Genomic DNA, 16,507 nt, shown 5'->3' on the forward strand with positions numbered 1-16,507 from the left:
TCTATGTTTTATACTTTAGTTCCTCAACATATTTTTGAAACTCCCGCGCCCGAGGATGCTTATTTTCGACAGGCGTGGGAGTTTTGTCGTTTGTACGCCTTGGGGCAAGCGACTTTTGTGCTGCATACATCGGGTTCGACAGGCACACCTAAGCCCATTGCCTTGACGCGCGCCCAAATGCAAGCCAGTGCCCGCGTTACGCAGCGTGCGTTGGATTTGCGGGCGGGTCAGCAAGCGTTGGTGTGCCTCAATGTGGGCTACATTGCAGGAACGATGATGCTCGTGCGTGGAATGGAATTAGGACTGACGATGCACATCGTCGCGCCTTCTTCGCAGCTGTTTGCTGCGCTACCCGATGATGTAGCAATAGATTTTGTGGCAGTGGTGCCCTTGCAGTTGCAAACAATTCTGGATACCCAGCAAGATGAACGCCTCAATTCTTTGAAAGCCATTCTTGTAGGAGGAGCACCCGTGGGAGATACATTAGGGGATGCCATTCACCGACTTAACGTGCCCGTATTTAGTACCTATGGCATGACCGAAACGGTATCACACGTGGCGCTTAGAAGACTAAACGGAGAAGAGGCAACGGATAGCTATGGGCTGTTGGAAGGAGTGGAAGCCGCTACCGACGAACGTGGCTGTCTTCGTCTGTGCGGGGCAGTGACCAATCACCAATGGATACAAACCAACGATGTAGTGGAGTTTCTAGGGCCTCGAAAATTTATCATAGTGGGGCGCGCTGATAACATTATTAATTCGGGAGGAGTCAAAATTCAGCTGGAGAAAGTAGAACGTGCGATTGAAAAAACGGGGTTGATTGCTTCGCGCTTTTTTGCGTGGTCGGAACCCGACGAACGCTTAGGACAAAAACTGATTTTAGTAGTAGAAAGTGAAAAAAAGCTTGATGCCGAACTACTTCAAACGAGATTACTACCTGAGCTTTTGACTTACGAACTTCCTAAAAAGGTGTATTTTGTTAAAAAATTTGTAGAAACACCCACGGGCAAAGTAGATAAGCGCCGTACCTTTGAGGAAAATATACGCTAAATGGCAACTTTTCGTAAACTGACGATCCAATTTGAAACTTCGGCGCAACTTCCGCCGCCTTACTCATATCGCTACGTATTGCGCATTCTTCCTAATGAGCAGTCAATTAATGTCGATTTAAAATTGACCTATACCCACCGCGACGAACTCGATGCCGACGAAATTGAAGCAGAAGGGTTTACCGATAATGATGACTATGAGTGGAAAGGGGCCTTGGAGAAGGTGTGGTCTGACGAGCTTGAAAAAGTCCTCAAGAAAACCCAGATGGGAGGCAGTATGCTTCAAGACGAAGAATTTGATTTTTTGACCTTGGAGTGGGAAACGGATACGACGAAAAAAGGCCAACCCAAAAATACCGAAGATTGGCTCTATTTTGCCCAAGAATTGCTTCAGGCGATTTATGAAACATCGGAGAAAGAACGTCCCTTTGAAATGCAAGTCATTGACGCGACTTCGCAAGGAACAAGAGAAGCGCAATTGACGGCTTCGTTTCGTACAAGAACGGCGCAGGTCAAACGCGTAGTGGACGGCAAAACATCGCTGCGTTTTTATCCGTGGCAAGAACTGCCTTCGTTGATGGAAACTGTATATGCGCCTAACTGGCTCACCGACAATGCCTCAAGCCAAAAGCCCAAGCGAAATGGTCTATATTTTAACCTTGGCGATGGCGTATGGTACGAATGGGGAAAACAGGTAGTGGAGCCTGGCAAAGGAGCAAAAACACTCTCGAAACTCAAAGATGTAGTAACGACGTTGTTTGCATAAAAAACCTCCCGAAAGTTTTAAAACTTTCGGGAGGTTAAGCTGTAAAACTACCTAAGTCTATGAAAATTAGGACCAAAATAGCCCTTCAATTTACGGTGATTATTGCCGCCATTTTGGCCACATTTTCGGTGTCATTTTATTACGTGGCGGAGCAAAATCGTAAAGACGAGTTTTACAAAAACTTGTGCGATCGCGCCCTAACGCGGGCCGACTTGCTGGTGAAAATCGCGGCGAATAACAAGAAAATCCTGAAAATTCTCGACAAAGAAACCTTGTCAAAACTCTACGGCGAGAAGGTGTTAATGTTTAATGACGAAGATAAAATCGTGTATGCCAGCTACGACCCCGACAGCGCCGAAAATTATTATTACAATGCCGATTTGTTAAAATCTGTTCGGAAAAAGAAATACGTCGAAACCGCCAATGGGAAGCTATTGGTGGCAGGTTTGATGTACACCCACCCCGAAAAAGGAGAACTGGTACTGATGACTTCGGCCGAAGATGAACTGGGAAATACCCAACTTCAACGCCTGCGAGATTCGTTGATTTATAGCTTTTTGTTCGGTATTCTCATCACGATTGTGTTGGGCTTTATTTTTGCGGGACAGTCGCTTAAGCCATTGTCGGATATGAACCGTGAGATTAGCACCATCACGGCCTATAACTTGCGAAAGCAATTAAATGAAGGAAATCGACAGGATGAATTAGCCCAATTGGCCATCAATTTCAACCAAATGCTTCAGCGTTTGGAGCAATCTTTTGATTTTCAACGGAGTTTTGTTTCGAATGCTTCTCACGAGCTTCGTACACCACTTGCGGGCTTAAAATCCGAAATTCAGATAGCGCTGGAAAAAGAACGTACGCCCGAGGAGTATCAAAAAGTTTTGGAATCACTTCTGAACGATGCGCAACGGTTGATTCAGTTGACAAACAGTTTGTTGCAACTGGCGCAGTCGGAAAAAAAAGAGGAGCGAACGATGAGCTTTCAGTCCATTCGTTTGGATGAGCTGGTATTTCAAACCCAAGAAGAACTTCAAAGCCTCCGCACCGACTACCAGATTCACATTGATTTTGAAGATATTCCTGACAATGAGCAGGACATTACCGTCCTTGGAAATGCCCCTTTGCTCAAAACGGTTTTGAATAACCTGATGGATAATGCTTGCAAATATTCGCCAGATAAACGCGCCGATGTAAAAATCGGCTTTGACGAACACAATTGCTACATTCGAGTCACAGACCGAGGAATTGGCATCCCTGAAAATGAAACTCAGCGGATTTTTGAACCACTTTATCGTGCCAAAAACGCTACTACTTTTCGAGGATACGGCATTGGTTTGTCGGTATGTCGTAGGATTGTGGACATGCACCGTGGCACCATAAAAGTAACGAGCCAACTGGATGTAGGAAGCACGTTTGAAATAGTACTCCCGCATATTTAATCGTTTTTAAGCCTTAACTGCCTCTATTTTATGGAAACATCCGATACTGTCCTTTTCAAAGCCGAGTTTAACAAACTGGTAAAGCCTTACATGATGCTTTATGTGGCCTCTATCATGTTGGCCACTGTTATCGGGATTGTACTTATCCCGTTTTGGTTTTTAGGAATAGGCCAGTGGTGGGCCCAGCACTATTATGATAGACTAGAGTGTGAACTTACCGAAACGGTTATTCGCTTTAAAAAGGGGATTCTTATTCAAGTTGAAAAAACCATCCCGTTGGAAAATATTCAAGATGTAACCTTTGTAGAAGGGCCACTTTTACGGTATTTTCATCTTTGTATTTTAAAATTTGAAACCGCAGGTCAGAGCGCAGGCCAAGCCCACGATATGCAGCTGATTGGAATCGTGAATGCCCAAGAATTACGGAGTTTAATTTTACGCCAGCGAGAAAAAAGAATCATGGCCAAAAATGCCCCCTCAGCTTCTACTTCATCCAATGACAATGCCGAATTATTACGAGAGATTAGGGATATTTTGACGGAAATCAAGGCAGAATTAAAGAAACCCAAAGTTTCGTAAAGATTAGAAAAAAACCTTGTTTTGCTTTTGGAGGCAGCACCTTATAATCTACAACTACTTATGTTTCGTCGCGATTTTGTAAAAACTGCTGTCTCGGCTTCGGCAGCTACGCTAGTGAGCGGTGTAGCCACGGCTAATACTACGACTCCCAAAGCAAAAAATAATTTTAAATTGGCCTACGCCCCTCACTTTGGCATGTTCCAAAATAGTGCAGGCAAAGACCTTATCGACCAGCTTAAGTTCATGGCCGACAATGGCTTCACAGCCCTAGAAGACAACGGTATGATGGGGCGCCCCGTGGAGGTACAAACCAAAATCGGCGAAACATTGGCGAAGTTGGGAATGACCATGGGCGTGTTTGTGGTGGACAAAGGTGGAAACGGTCAAAATACCCTTGCCGCAGGCAAACAAGCCCACATTGACATTTTCTTGGATGGGTGTAAGCGCGCCGTAGAAACCGCCAAACGCTGCAATGCCAAGTGGATGACGGTCGTGCCAGGCGATTTTGAACGTAATCTTCCTATTGGTATTCAGACAGGTCACGTAATTGACGCGCTTCGTCGAGGAGCGGATATTTTGGCTCCTCACGGTTTGACGATGGTATTGGAACCCTTGAGCGATAGCCCTAATTTGTTTTTGCAGACTTCTGATCAGACCTACGAAATCTGCCGTGCGGTGAATAGCCCCGCCTGCAAAATTTTGTTTGATATTTACCACATGCAGAAAACCGAAGGGCACATCATTCCGCACATTGATTGGTGCTGGTCTGAAATTGCTTATTTCCAAATTGGCGATAACCCAGGACGTAAAGAACCAACGACGGGCGAAATCAACTACAAAAACGTGTTCAAACATATTTACACCAAAATGAAGGCCAACAATCAAAACTTCATCTTTGGGATGGAACACGGAAACTCTAAGCCAGGCAAAGAAGGCGAAGAGGCACTCATTAAAGCCTACCTAGAGTCGGATAGCTTTACGGTGTAAAAAAGTGCGTCGGGGTAACATAAAAGCTTATAAAGTGCGTCGGGGTACTCATACCCCGACGTATTCATTTAAAAACAAAACCCACTATTGGTGTTGAAAGCATTTCTCAAAACGGTGATTGGCCCCGCAGGCCGTAAACAATTAAGAGCATTACAAGCCTCGGCGCAAGCCGCAGTATATGGATTAGGCAACGACGTCCAATGCCCCATTTGTGAAAGTACGTACAGCCAATTTTTGCCATTCAACCGCCCCAATGCCCTTTGTTATACCTGTAAGTCGCTCGAACGCCATCGTTTGGTGTATTTGTATTTGAAAAATAAGACTGACTTTTTTACGGGGAAAAAACGAATTCTGCACTTTGCCCCCGAAAAATGCTTGCACGACGAAATTCGTAAGCACCCCCAACTTCAGTACGAAACAGCCGATTTGATGACTACCTATATCGACGCCATCGGGGTGCTGCCCGACCACGTCATGTCGGTGACTGATATTCAATTTCCTGATAACACTTTCGACGTCGTGATTTGTAACCACGTCTTTGAGCTTGTGCCTGACGACGCCCAAGGAATGCGCGAGATTTATCGGGTACTTAAACCCAACGGCTACGCCATTATTCAAGGTGCGGTGAATAACTCAATGGAAAAAACCGTAGAAACCCAACACCTGACTCCCGAAGAACGGAAACGCATCGCGGGAGCTCACCAGCACGTTCGCCGCTATGGCCGCGACTACCGCGACCGCCTTGCTGCCGCAGGTTTTAGGGTAGAAGTAAGTGCTTATGTGCAAGAAATCGACTGGAAACGCTACGGACTCATGGCGGATGAGAACGTGTATGTGTGTTGGAAAAAATAATTTGTGACGTCGGTTTCTCAAAACCGACGGATGCTTCCAGTGGTGGTTTTGAGAAACCACCAGCACGACGCCCGTGACGTCGGTTTCTCAAAACCGACGGATGCTTCGACTATACAGGAGGTAGCAGGACGGGAGGTTGAGAGCAATGAGGTATTTTTGGGCTAAACCTTTGTTATTTCTTAATCCTGCCTTTTACCGTGACGCTACGAGCCCATCTACTTTTGTTTGTTTTTGGCTGGGGAGTTTGCCTTTCTACCTTGGCCCAACCTACCCAACTGGCTAATTACAACGTTGTTTGGAAAACTCCAAGTAAAAACTCGTCCGAATCCATGCCGTGTGGTGGGGGAGATGTGGGGCTGAATGTGTGGGTCGAAGACGGCGACATCCTTTTTTATCTTTCCCAAAGCGGTACGTTCGACGAAAACAACGCCATGCTCAAGCTGGGGCGGGTCCGACTTCGGCTGTCTCCTAATCCGTTTACGGGTACTGATTTTAAGCAAGAACTTCGGCTTCAAGACGGCGGTGTGTATATAAGCGGTGGTAAAACGCGCTTACACTTGTGGGTAGATGTGTTTCGTTCGGTGGTGCACGCGGAGTTGCAAAGTGACAAACCTGTCAACGTGAAAGCCGCGTACGAATCGTGGCGCTACGAAGACCGTTTGGTGCAAGGAACGGCCATTCGCGAAAACTCCTACAAAACTCCCCAAAAGTTTGACCTCAAAACATATAAAGACGAAATAGCTTTTCGTGGCAATGAACTGTGGTTTTACCACCGAAATCGTGACGATGTCCCGAATCTTTTTGATTTTACGGTGCGGCTTGAAGGGATGGAGTCGGTGAAATCACAATTGTATAACCCCATCAAAAACAATACGTTTGGGGGAGCGATGCGTTCCCGCACTATGCGTCCCGCTGGCATTACCACGGGTAAATACCTTGATACTGATTTTAAGGCGTGGAACCTAGAAACCCCGCGTCCCGTTCGTACCGAACACCTAGAACTGGTGTTGAACACAGCACCCACTTCCACCCTCTCCGAATGGGAAAATACGGTTGTGCGCCGTCAGCAAGAAGTTACCCAAACCCAAAAAATAGCCTTGACCCAGACCCATGCTTGGTGGAAACAATTTTGGGAACGAAGCTATATTTTTATTGAGGGAAAAGACAGTACTATTTCGCGCAATTACCACCTTTTTCGCTATCAGCTGGGATGCAATGCGTTTGGGCAATGGCCTACGAAATTTAACGGTGGGTTATTCACATTTGACCCACAATTTGTGGATAAAAAATACAATCACACGCCAGATTTTCGCTTGTGGGGCGGGGGAACCATGACCGCCCAAAACCAGCGATTGGTGTATTTTCCGATGCTCAAAAGCGGGGATTTTGAGTTGATGAAGCCCCAATTTGACTTTTATTTACGTTCGCAGACTAATGCAGAACTGCGCTCAAAAGTGTATTGGAACCACAATGGAGCGTGTTTTACCGAGCAAATCGAAAATTTTGGCTTGCCCAATCCCTTTGAGTACGGCTACAAGCGCCCCGAAGGCTACGATGCAGGAATGGAGTACAACGCTTGGCTCGAATACCAATGGGACACCGTGTTTGAGTTTTGTTTAATGATGCTCGAAACAGAGCGTTATGAAGGGCGCAAGATTCAAACGTACCTGCCTTTTATCGAAAGCTGCCTGACATTTTTTGATGAACATTACCAATGGCTCGCCAAACAACGAGGGACAAAAGCGTTAGACGAAAAAGGTCAGTACGTTTTTTATCCAAGCTCGGCTTGTGAGACGTACAAAATGACCTACAATTCCACGACGGTTATTTCGGCTTTGAAAGTGATTTTGACGCGTATGCTTGAGCTCCCAGACGATTATTTGCCCACTTCCCAACGACAGAAATGGACGACTATGTTGGAACGTTTGCCGCCTTTGCCTTTGCAAGAAATCGACGGACATAAAACCTTGGCGCCCGCCGTAGTGTGGATGCGGGTACAAAACTCCGAAGCGCCGCAGTTGTATCCCGTATTTCCGTGGGGGCTGTATGGTGTCGGAAAGCTTGAGCTAGAAGTTGCCCAAAACACCTATCGCTACGACCCGCACGTCCAGAAATATAAAAGCCACGTGGGATGGCGGCAACACAACATTTTTGCGGCACGACTTGGGCTAACCGACGAGGCCGCTGAACTTACTAGAAACAAGTTTAAAGACGCTGAATTACGTTTCCCAACCTTCTGGGGGCCAGGGTTTGATTGGACGCCTGACCACAATTGGGGAGGGGCTGCGATGATAGGTTTGCAAGAAATGCTAATGCAAACTGAGGGGCGAAAAATATATTTATTACCTGCATGGCCCAAAGACTGGAATGCCACGTTTAAATTAAACGCACCGTACCAAACGACGATTGAAGGGCGTATCAAAAATGGGACGATAGAAGACTTAAAAGTGACCCCCGCGGAGCGCTTGTCGGATGTAATTGTGGATGGCAAATAAGACGTTCCAAGTTTGGCACTCAGAGGGTCTGAAACTTGGAACGTCTCTTGTAATTGTATCAAAATAAGTAGTAAAAAAAACAGGCTTTGCGCCTTCTGTTACCTATAACCCTTGCATCGAATGAAACCACTACAACACACGACGAGTAGCCGTCGAGATTTTTTAAAATTAGGCGCAGGAGCCGTTGGAAGCATCCTTGCATCAAGTTCTTTGGCCGAAGCGGCACTTTGGGCGGAAGAAAGTCGCAAACTTTCGCTGCCGTTGGGTATCTGTACGTCCTACGACAAAGCGGCGTTGCTCAAAAGCATTGGTTATTCGTACGTTGAAGAAAACGTCGGTCGTTTCTTGATTCCTGACAAAGGGGGAGACGAACAATATGCTAAAAACGTAGAAGCACTCAAAACAACGGGCGTACCGTTGCGTTCGTACGTATCGTTTATTCCAGGAAGTATCAAGTCGGTAGGGCCTAACGCCAACCACGAAGCCCTGTTAGAAAGAGCTGATTTAGCATTTAAACGTGCCAAAGAATGCGGTACACCGTATGTGGTGTTTGGAAGTAGTGCGTCGCGCACCATTCCAGAAGGATTTGACCGCGCCAAGGCCAAAGAACAACATACAGAAGTGAGCAAAAAAATGGCGCTTTTGGCCGAAAAACACGGGATTACGGTGGCTTTAGAACCCCTCAACCGCAGCGAAACCAATTTTATTAACAGCTTGGCCGAAGGGGTTGAAATTATTGAAGCCGTCAATCACCCACGTTTTCGGTTGTTGTGCGATATTTACCACATGCTCAAAGACAATGAAGGTCCCGAGCAGATTGTGAAATACGGAAAGTACATTGTCCACTGCCACATTGCCGAAAAACAAAATCGCACCGCTCCTGGCGTCGTAGGTGATGATTTCAGAGAATATTTCAAGGCATTGAAAAAAATCAAATACCGTGGCGGATTATCAATAGAAGGCCGTTGGACTAATTTTGATAGCGAAGCCAAAAAAGCCTTTGAAGTGCTGACGCAGCAAATGTCAGAAGTCTAAACTATGATAAAATTCCGATTATTAAGTCTGTTTTTCGTGCTGAGTACGGGCTTGGGTTGGGCACAAACGCCGCTCCCAGACCCGCTCGTTTCGGCCAATGGTCAGCGTGTAAAAAATGCTAAACAGTGGCATACCAAACGCCGAAAAGAGTTGCTTGAATTATTTACGGCTGAAATGTACGGACAAGCGCCGCCTCGCCCCAAAGACATACGATTTGAGGTGTTTGATGTGGACAAAAATGCCTTGAATGGCAAAGCTACTCGCAAGCAAATTGCCGTTTATTTTAATGGCAAAGCCGACGGGCCGCGAATGGATTTGTTGATATACATTCCCAATTACCTCAAACGACCTGCTCCTGCCATTTTGGGATTGAATTTTTGGGGAAACCACGCCATTCATCCCGACCCAGCGATTCGAATCACAACGAGTTGGATGGAATCAGGTAAAGGAAACCCGTATGTGAAATTATCATGCGTCACCGACCACCGAGCCACGGAGGGGTGTAGAGGAGTAAACGCCGCTCAGTGGCCTATTGATACGATTTTGGCTCGTGGTTATGCCTTGATTACGGCTTATCGCGAAGACATTGCGTCTGACGATGCAAAAACAGGCTTTCAAAAGGGGATTCATCCCATTTACCCCGATTACCAGCAACGTAATGATAATTTTGGGACAATTGCAGCCTGGGCGTGGGCGTTGAGCCGAGCCATGGATTATGTAGTAACCGACAAAGCGATTGATGCCAAACGCGTGGCGGTCTTTGGCTGGTCGCGCTTGGGAAAAGCGGCGCTTTGGGCAGGAGCTACCGATGAGCGTTTTGCGATGGTCATAAGTAATGAATCGGGCGCAGGAGGAGCCAAGTTGTTTCATCGAGGGGTAGGTGAAAACATCCGTCGATTGTGTACGGTTTTTCCGCACTGGTACGCTGCCAGTTTCAAAAAATACATGGACAAAGATACTTTGTTGCCCTTCGACCAGCACCAAGCGATTTCGCTGGTAGCGCCGCGACCTGTGTATATTGCCAGTGCTGTCGATGACAAAGGCGCTGACCCACAAGGCGAGTTTGCCGCCGCCAAAGCCGCCGAATCCGTGTACTTATTTTTAGGCAAAACAGGCTTGCCAGCTACCGTTATTCCTCCCCTCAACCAGTCGGTGCAAGGACAAATCGGCTATCATATTCGCACAGGAGGGCACGATGTCACCTTGTATGATTGGAAACAATACCTGAACTTTGCCGATAAACATTTCAACTAGTTGTATAAACCCGATGACATCTTTCAAAAAAATCGCACTTTTTCTCGTTATTGGTTTGTGGAGTACGTCTGTATGGGCCGAAAAAATTGACACAGTAGAAACGTACAGCCCTTCGATGAAAAAAAACATCAAAGCGGTGGTACTTACACCCGACTCATACGATGGTAGTAAAGAATTTCCTGTCGTTTATCTATTGCATGGCTACAGTGGTAATTATGCCGACTGGGTTAAAAAATCACCCGCTATGCAGCGCATGGCCGATGTATATCAAACCATTATCGTTTGTCCCGACGGTGCATTTTCGAGCTGGTACTGGGATAGTCCCGTTGACGCCAGCATGAAGTACGAGACTTACGTGTCTAATGAGCTAGTGGCTTGGGTGGACGGGCGTTATAAAACCATCAAAAGCCGCGAAGGCCGTGGAATCACGGGCTTGAGCATGGGCGGACACGGAGCGTTGTATTTGGCGTTTAAACACCAAGATGTATTTGGAACCGCAGGAAGTATGAGCGGAGGAGTGGATATTCGTCCTTTCCCTAACAACTGGGACATGGCAAAACGCCTCGGGAAATATGCCGACGCGCCCGAGCTTTGGGAGAAAAATACCGTTATCAACTTAGTACATTTGCTCACCCCGAACTCACTGGCCTTGATTATTGATTGCGGGAGCGAAGACTTCTTTTACCGCGTTAATAACAACCTGCACGACAAACTATTGGAGCGTAATATTCCCCACGATTATATCTCACGCCCAGGGGGACATAATTGGCCTTATTGGAACAATGCCATTGATTATCAATTGCTCTTCATGAAAAATTATTTCGAGCGCTTGAAAAAGAAATAACGGCATAGGTTTAAAACAGCAGCACTACTTTCACAAGAAACGTGGGGAAAAACATCAGACATTTTGTAAGAGATAGCTGGCTTACTGCCTCGTACTATACGGGGCTGAGTCAGCTTTATCATGCCTTAGTGGGAAGAAAACGCGGGATTATTTCTTACCATAATGTGCTTCCCGTGGATAAACTGTCCGCATTTGATACGTACAACGTGGATGTGACGGCAGCGATTTTCGACAAACAACTCCAATTCTTAAAAAAACACTTTCGAGTACAGCCCATTCAGGAAATAGAAAATCCAAACGCCAAGGGGATTTTCATTACAGTCGATGATGGGATGCGCAACAATTATGAAGTACTTGCCCCACTCTTAGAAAAACACGGTATTTCGGCTCTATTTGCGATTTGTCCCGCCATGGTTGACCGACAACTGCCTTACATCTGGCGCGACCACTTATTTTTGCTTTTGTGCCAAGCCGCAAACCAATCTGTGAGACTGCCCTTCAACGACTATCAAACGCTGCTCCCAGTTCCTGAAACACCCGCAGGAATCAATAACCTGACGCGGCAGCTTAAACAATACGTTTACAAACAGCAATTGGCGGATATTTATGGTCTTGTCCGCGAAATTTGCCAAAAAAATGGGTGGGACTATGAAGTACTCTCACCTGACGAGCTTCGGTACGATTTTATGACTTGGCCTCAGATTCGGGCATTGGTGGCTCAAGGGCACAGGGTCGCCTCCCACACGCAGACCCACCGCGTATTACGTTTTTTGAGTCAAGAAGAAAAAAAAGTAGAATTGGAAGTCTCTAAACAGCGCCTCGAAACTGAACTGAAGCAAGAGGTACCGCTCTTTGTTTATCCTTATGGAAGTAGGGCCGAAATCGACCAAGTTACCGTCGATGCTGTACAGGAGGCAGGGTATCGCATGGCTTTGATGAATGTTCAGCAACCAAACCTTTCACCCCTTACTTTCTCCCAGCCCCGTTTTGCTTTTCCGCCCATTTCAGATTCGTCGCATCTACACGCTATTGTATCGGGCTATAAATTTTTGTTTCGGTAGGTTAAATCTTTCTTTATCTTTGGCTACGGGCGAAGAAATAAGCTATTTTTATTCGATTTCGATACCTTCTTCCTGCATAAGTTGAGCAAGGTTGAGGACACAATCGTCTAAAACGGGGATGTTGGTATCAAACGGAACCATGACCCATGTTTCGGTTTTTGAAAATACAAAAATGATTTTGGTTTGGGTCGAAACCCAAATCACCTTTTCGGTGCCGAACTCAAGCATTTTTTGTGCTTTTTCAATGATATAGCTAAATTTTTCATCGTGGTCGTCGGGGTCAATATCTATTTTGATGTCTATTTCTACTACCACTTTGGGAGCAACCTCAAAATAACGATTGTTTAGCGTCAGCCCCTCCTTTTCAAAAATAGCGATGTCATTAGCGAGATTCGTGTTTTTACTGATATGAATCCCAATCTCGTTGGTAGCCAAAAAATACCGTTTTCGATTGATAGACATGAATAAAAACCCATGAATAATACTAACCAAAATGCCTTGTAATGAACTACAACCCATGATTTCAGCCGTTTTTTTCTTTTTGTCTAGTACGTCCCTGTAGCCTTTGTACGGCAATACTTTCCCGTTCAAGGTTTCATAAACCAAGTACGAAGGGATTTTTTCAAGTTTTCTTTTACGACGCGGTACTTTCTGAGTAGTAGTCATAACATAATCAGTTTTAAACAAATATAAGCCCTAAACATCTACAATGCAAAAGACAGCTTCTCGCTCAGGACTTTCTAAACTCTTCACCAATCTGACCTTTTGGGTTTTGACGGCCATTACAATTGGCATCTTATTAGGGCATTTTCGACCCGATCTGGCGTTGATGAAGGTATTGGATGAACCCATCAAAGGTAAGTTTTTAGGGCAAGAGCTCGAAATTGGCGCTACGTTCAGCGAAATGCTGGGTAAAACGTTCATAAGTGTTGTCAAACTTTTTATCAATCCTATCATTTTCCTGACCATTACATTGGGAATTATTTCGATGGGTGATTTGAAAAAAGTGGGAAAAGTGGGCGCAAAAGCGTTGTTGTACTTTGAGGTCGTAACGACCGTAGCACTCATTATTGGGATAATCGTAGCCAATGTCATTCGTCCAGGCGATGGTGTGGTGACGGATAGTATCAAAGGAGGCGATATTTCTAAATATACCCAAAGTGCTGGTGCGTTCAGCTGGTGGAAGTTTTTTATGGACAATTCTACGCTCCAAGTCCTCGCCGTGGCGATTGTGCTTGGGGCAGTGCTAAGTAATTATTCGGGTCGGCAAAAGGTAATCGACTTCCTTGCCCCTATTTCCAAAGTAATTTTCAAAGCGTTGCACCGCGTCATGATGCTTGCGCCGATTGGAGCGTTTGGCGGAATGGCATTTACCATTGGAAAATACGGTATTCAAACGCTGTTGCCCCTCGCAAAACTGATGGTGACGGTTTATACTACCATGGGAATCTTTGTATGTGTGGTGCTGTGGTACATCCTTCGGACGGCCAAGGTCGATTTGTTTAAGTTTTTGCGCTACATCCGCGAGGAGCTTTTGATTGTACTGGGTACTTCATCGTCAGAGGCGGCTTTGCCTTCTTTGATGGAAAAACTAGAAAAAATGGGCTGCTCGAAGTCGGTGGTGGGGCTGGTCGTCCCTGCGGGTTATTCTTTCAACCTCGATGGAACGACGATTTACCTTTCAATGGCCGTTATTTTCTTGGCGCAAGTCTTTAACGTACACTTGGATTTGACCCAAATGCTGACCATCATCGGTATTTTGATGGTGACGTCCAAAGGAGCAGCGGGTGTGACGGGCAGCGGCTTCATCGTATTGGCATCAACGCTAACGGCGCTCAAAGCCATCCCCGTAGAAGGGTTAGCATTGTTGTTGGGCGTTGACCGTTTTATGTCGGAAGCGCGAGCCATTACCAACTTCATCGGCAATGCCGTAGCGACGGTGTGGTTGGCCAACCACGAAAAAGAGTTTGATCGTCAAAAAATGAATTATGCGTTTGGGCACGTCGAGCGTTTTGAAGACATCGAAACCGACAACCTCGATTAAGCTTCCCGAATCATAATCGTGTGCGGAATCCCGTCTTCGAGGTAGTCTTCGCCCGTTGATTTGAAGCCAAACGACTCATAAAACTTTAACAAATATTGTTGGGCGCCAATCTTGATAGGTTGGTGCCCAAATAATTTTTCACATTGTTCAATAGAGTACGCTATCAACTGCCTTCCTGCCCCTTGGCCGCGTACTTTGTCGGAGGTAGCCACCCGCCCAATCGACGTAAAGCCCTCAAAAGATAGATTCAAATCAAACAAACGGGTATAAGCCACCAATGCCCCGTCGTTGTCGTAACCAAGGCAATGCCACGCGTAAAAATCTTTACCGTCGGCATCGTGAAAAGGGCAATTTTGTTCCACAATAAACACATCAATACGAAGGGCAAGCAGATCGTACAATTGGCGTAAACTGAGTTGGTCGAAGGGAAGGCACTGAAATGTGATGGCGGCCATAATTTTCGGGAGGTTTGTTATCTTTGACAAAGGACAATGATTTGGCAAAATTGGAACAATTTCTAAATTTTCACACACATAATGTGTTAGAACTTCCCGCTGAACGAAGTATTTTAAACATTCTCGGGCAAGACATGGCTGCGTACGGCTTTGACCCAGACCGTTGGGTATCGGTCGGCATTCATCCTTGGTATGTTGATGTTGAAACGTGGCAAACCCAGTTGGTAGCATTAGAACGACGGGCTACCCAAGCTGAAGTAAAAATGGTAGGAGAATGCGGCCTTGATCGTTTGATTCCACTTTCGTTAGAAATGCAGCTCAAGGTGTTTGAAGCACAAGTCCAAGTAGCGGAGCGGGTTCAAAAACCCGTTGTCATTCATTGTGTACGGGCTTTCAATGAATTGTTACAATGGCATAAACATCGGCGAACGCAAGTGCCTTTGATTATTCATGGATTTAATAACCAACCGCAAATAGCGCGACAATTGCTACAAAAAGGATTTTATCTATCGTTGGGAACGGCATTACTTCGGGAGAACGCTAACGCCACAAAAGTGCTCCAAGAAATGCCAATCGAACGGCTCTTTCTCGAAAACGACGACCGCGATGTTCCTATTGAGGAGGTCTATCAAGAAGCTTCTGTGCATTTGCAGTGTACTACAGGACACCTACAAAACCAAATTTGGACTAACTTTGCAGCACTGTTTTCGCAGAAATAGCCTGGTAGGCTCTTTTATTTATTTAAGATAGTGTTTAAAATGGCAGATTTAGGATGGCTTTCGCGTACGCGCCTCATGGTGGGCGACGAAGGATTGGATAAACTTCAACAAGCCCACGTGTTGGTGGTGGGGCTAGGTGGTGTGGGTTCATTTGCCGCCGAATTTATTGCACGCTCGGGCGTAGGAACGATGACGATTGTCGATGGCGACGTTGTTGACCCATCCAATCGTAACCGACAACTTCCCGCACTCGCCACCACGCACGGCCAGTCAAAGGCCGAATTGATGGCTGAACGTTTGTTGGCCATTAACCCAGAGCTGAAGCTGACGGTGATTAAAGAGTTTTTGACCCCTCAAAAAGTGCGTGATATTCTTGGTGCAGCTTCTTATGACTACGTGATGGATTGCATCGACAGTATTACCCCAAAATTGACCCTTTTGGTGACGTCGCGCGAGTATAACTATCCGCTGGTAAGCTCGATGGGAGCGGGGGGGAAATACGACCCCACTCAGTTGAAAGTAGCTGATTTGTTTGATACGTACGAGTGTTTCTTGGCGCATTACGTTCGTAAACGCCTCAAAAAATACGGGATTACGTCAGGAATTACGGCGGTGTTTTCGACCGAAAAAGTGCAAAAAGATTCGTTGATGCTGACGGACGGAAATAACTTTAAGCGCTCCGCCTACGGTACTATTTCGTATTTACCCGCTACTTTTGGAAGCGTTTGTGCCTCTGTTGTTATTCGAGAATTGTTGGGACAAAAAGTGCCATTGCACAAGAACCCTTTGAAAGAGATAAAGAAAAAACAACAGCAAAAAAAGGCGAAAAAAGCGCAAAACAAGTAACTTTGATGAATGACTAGCCCACAACAAGCTATTACTTACTGTCCAAATTGGCAGTAACATGGCCAATAAGCCTTACTTT

At 45.9% G+C, this 16,507-nt stretch carries 17 protein-coding genes; 15 read left to right on the forward strand and 2 right to left on the reverse strand.

All coding sequences use genetic code 11. The annotated features are described in order from the left end of the window. Positions 1-3: 3 nt before the first annotated feature. The 12 genes from K339_RS0111340 to K339_RS0111390 all read left to right on the forward strand — a co-directional run bounded on the left by K339_RS0111340 (position 4) and on the right by K339_RS0111390 (position 12,364). Positions 4-1,050, forward strand: coding sequence for an AMP-binding protein (locus tag K339_RS0111340; RefSeq protein ID WP_037300181.1), 1,047 nt, complete (start codon positions 4-6; stop codon positions 1,048-1,050). Then, complete coding sequence (locus tag K339_RS0111345) at positions 1,051-1,815, forward strand: hypothetical protein (RefSeq protein WP_028523672.1); 765 nt, start codon at positions 1,051-1,053, stop codon at positions 1,813-1,815. It abuts the gene before it with no gap. A gap of 59 nt (positions 1,816-1,874) precedes the next feature. Further along, entirely contained in the window at positions 1,875-3,257 is a 1,383-nt protein-coding gene (locus K339_RS0111350; protein WP_028523673.1) for a sensor histidine kinase, read from the forward strand. 30 nt (positions 3,258-3,287) lie between these two features. Continuing rightward, a complete protein-coding gene (locus tag K339_RS0111355; RefSeq protein ID WP_028523674.1) occupies positions 3,288-3,836 on the forward strand; it encodes a PH domain-containing protein in 549 nt (182 codons plus the stop codon). Positions 3,837-3,896: 60 nt separating this feature from the next. Further along, entirely contained in the window at positions 3,897-4,823 is a 927-nt protein-coding gene (locus K339_RS0111360; protein WP_028523675.1) for a hydroxypyruvate isomerase family protein, read from the forward strand. Between the two features lie 90 nt (positions 4,824-4,913). Further along, positions 4,914-5,675, forward strand: a complete 762-nt coding sequence (locus K339_RS0111365; protein WP_169731849.1) for a class I SAM-dependent methyltransferase — start codon at positions 4,914-4,916, stop codon at positions 5,673-5,675. 3 nt (positions 5,676-5,678) lie between these two features. Then, the gene (locus K339_RS37110; protein WP_157607561.1) at positions 5,679-5,840 is read left to right on the forward strand and encodes a hypothetical protein; all 162 of its coding nucleotides are present in this window, start codon (positions 5,679-5,681) and stop codon (positions 5,838-5,840) included. Positions 5,841-5,872: 32 nt separating this feature from the next. Next, the gene (locus K339_RS0111370; RefSeq protein ID WP_157607562.1) at positions 5,873-8,170 is read left to right on the forward strand and encodes a DUF5703 domain-containing protein; all 2,298 of its coding nucleotides are present in this window, start codon (positions 5,873-5,875) and stop codon (positions 8,168-8,170) included. Between the two features lie 120 nt (positions 8,171-8,290). Next, positions 8,291-9,205: a sugar phosphate isomerase/epimerase family protein gene (locus K339_RS0111375; RefSeq protein WP_028523678.1), complete on the forward strand. Its 915-nt coding sequence runs from the start codon at positions 8,291-8,293 to the stop codon at positions 9,203-9,205. Between the two features lie 3 nt (positions 9,206-9,208). Continuing rightward, positions 9,209-10,459, forward strand: coding sequence for an alpha/beta hydrolase family protein (locus K339_RS0111380; protein ID WP_028523679.1), 1,251 nt, complete (start codon positions 9,209-9,211; stop codon positions 10,457-10,459). A 13-nt stretch (positions 10,460-10,472) separates the two neighbouring features. Continuing rightward, positions 10,473-11,303: an alpha/beta hydrolase gene (locus K339_RS0111385; RefSeq protein WP_028523680.1), complete on the forward strand. Its 831-nt coding sequence runs from the start codon at positions 10,473-10,475 to the stop codon at positions 11,301-11,303. 41 nt (positions 11,304-11,344) lie between these two features. After that, positions 11,345-12,364 (forward strand): polysaccharide deacetylase family protein, encoded by a 1,020-nt coding sequence (locus tag K339_RS0111390; RefSeq protein WP_028523681.1) that lies wholly within the window; start codon positions 11,345-11,347, stop codon positions 12,362-12,364. Between the two features lie 48 nt (positions 12,365-12,412). Here the strand turns inward: K339_RS0111390 and K339_RS0111395 are convergent, their stop codons facing one another. Continuing rightward, positions 12,413-13,030 (reverse strand): Uma2 family endonuclease, encoded by a 618-nt coding sequence (locus tag K339_RS0111395; RefSeq protein WP_028523682.1) that lies wholly within the window; start codon positions 13,028-13,030, stop codon positions 12,413-12,415. 43 nt (positions 13,031-13,073) lie between these two features. Between K339_RS0111395 and K339_RS0111400 the strand changes: the two genes are divergently transcribed. Beyond that, positions 13,074-14,408 (forward strand): cation:dicarboxylate symporter family transporter, encoded by a 1,335-nt coding sequence (locus tag K339_RS0111400; RefSeq protein ID WP_028523683.1) that lies wholly within the window; start codon positions 13,074-13,076, stop codon positions 14,406-14,408. On the opposite strand, the gene K339_RS0111405 is transcribed toward K339_RS0111400, so the two are convergent. Continuing rightward, positions 14,405-14,863: a GNAT family N-acetyltransferase gene (locus tag K339_RS0111405; RefSeq protein WP_028523684.1), complete on the reverse strand. Its 459-nt coding sequence runs from the start codon at positions 14,861-14,863 to the stop codon at positions 14,405-14,407. The genes K339_RS0111400 and K339_RS0111405 overlap by 4 nt on opposite strands. Before the next feature lie 134 nt (positions 14,864-14,997). Here K339_RS0111405 and K339_RS0111410 point away from each other — a divergent pair, with 134 nt between their 5' ends. Next, positions 14,998-15,582, forward strand: a complete 585-nt coding sequence (locus K339_RS0111410) for a TatD family hydrolase (protein WP_211243796.1) — start codon at positions 14,998-15,000, stop codon at positions 15,580-15,582. A 39-nt stretch (positions 15,583-15,621) separates the two neighbouring features. After that, positions 15,622-16,428: a tRNA threonylcarbamoyladenosine dehydratase gene (locus K339_RS0111415; protein WP_028523686.1), complete on the forward strand. Its 807-nt coding sequence runs from the start codon at positions 15,622-15,624 to the stop codon at positions 16,426-16,428. The last annotated feature ends 79 nt before the right edge of the window (positions 16,429-16,507 follow it).

It is taken from the genome of Runella limosa DSM 17973 (assembly GCF_000482465.1).
GTDB lineage: Bacteria > Bacteroidota > Bacteroidia > Cytophagales > Spirosomataceae > Runella > Runella limosa.

Bases quoted from the DNA above. Each gene is read 5' to 3' on its own strand.
- K339_RS0111340 (WP_037300181.1), top strand. From the start codon at position 4: ATGTTTTATACTTTAGTTCCTCAACATATTTTTGAAACTCCCGCGCCC.
- K339_RS0111345 (WP_028523672.1), top strand. From the start codon at position 1,051: ATGGCAACTTTTCGTAAACTGACGATCCAATTTGAAACTTCGGCGCAA.
- K339_RS0111350 (WP_028523673.1), top strand. From the start codon at position 1,875: ATGAAAATTAGGACCAAAATAGCCCTTCAATTTACGGTGATTATTGCC.
- K339_RS0111355 (WP_028523674.1), top strand. From the start codon at position 3,288: ATGGAAACATCCGATACTGTCCTTTTCAAAGCCGAGTTTAACAAACTG.
- K339_RS0111360 (WP_028523675.1), top strand. From the start codon at position 3,897: ATGTTTCGTCGCGATTTTGTAAAAACTGCTGTCTCGGCTTCGGCAGCT.
- K339_RS0111375 (WP_028523678.1), top strand. From the start codon at position 8,291: ATGAAACCACTACAACACACGACGAGTAGCCGTCGAGATTTTTTAAAA.
- K339_RS0111380 (WP_028523679.1), top strand. From the start codon at position 9,209: ATGATAAAATTCCGATTATTAAGTCTGTTTTTCGTGCTGAGTACGGGC.
- K339_RS0111385 (WP_028523680.1), top strand. From the start codon at position 10,473: ATGACATCTTTCAAAAAAATCGCACTTTTTCTCGTTATTGGTTTGTGG.
- K339_RS0111395 (WP_028523682.1), bottom strand. From the start codon at position 13,030: ATGACTACTACTCAGAAAGTACCGCGTCGTAAAAGAAAACTTGAAAAA.
- K339_RS0111400 (WP_028523683.1), top strand. From the start codon at position 13,074: ATGCAAAAGACAGCTTCTCGCTCAGGACTTTCTAAACTCTTCACCAAT.
- K339_RS0111405 (WP_028523684.1), bottom strand. From the start codon at position 14,863: ATGGCCGCCATCACATTTCAGTGCCTTCCCTTCGACCAACTCAGTTTA.
- K339_RS0111410 (WP_211243796.1), top strand. From the start codon at position 14,998: ATGGCTGCGTACGGCTTTGACCCAGACCGTTGGGTATCGGTCGGCATT.
- K339_RS0111415 (WP_028523686.1), top strand. From the start codon at position 15,622: ATGGCAGATTTAGGATGGCTTTCGCGTACGCGCCTCATGGTGGGCGAC.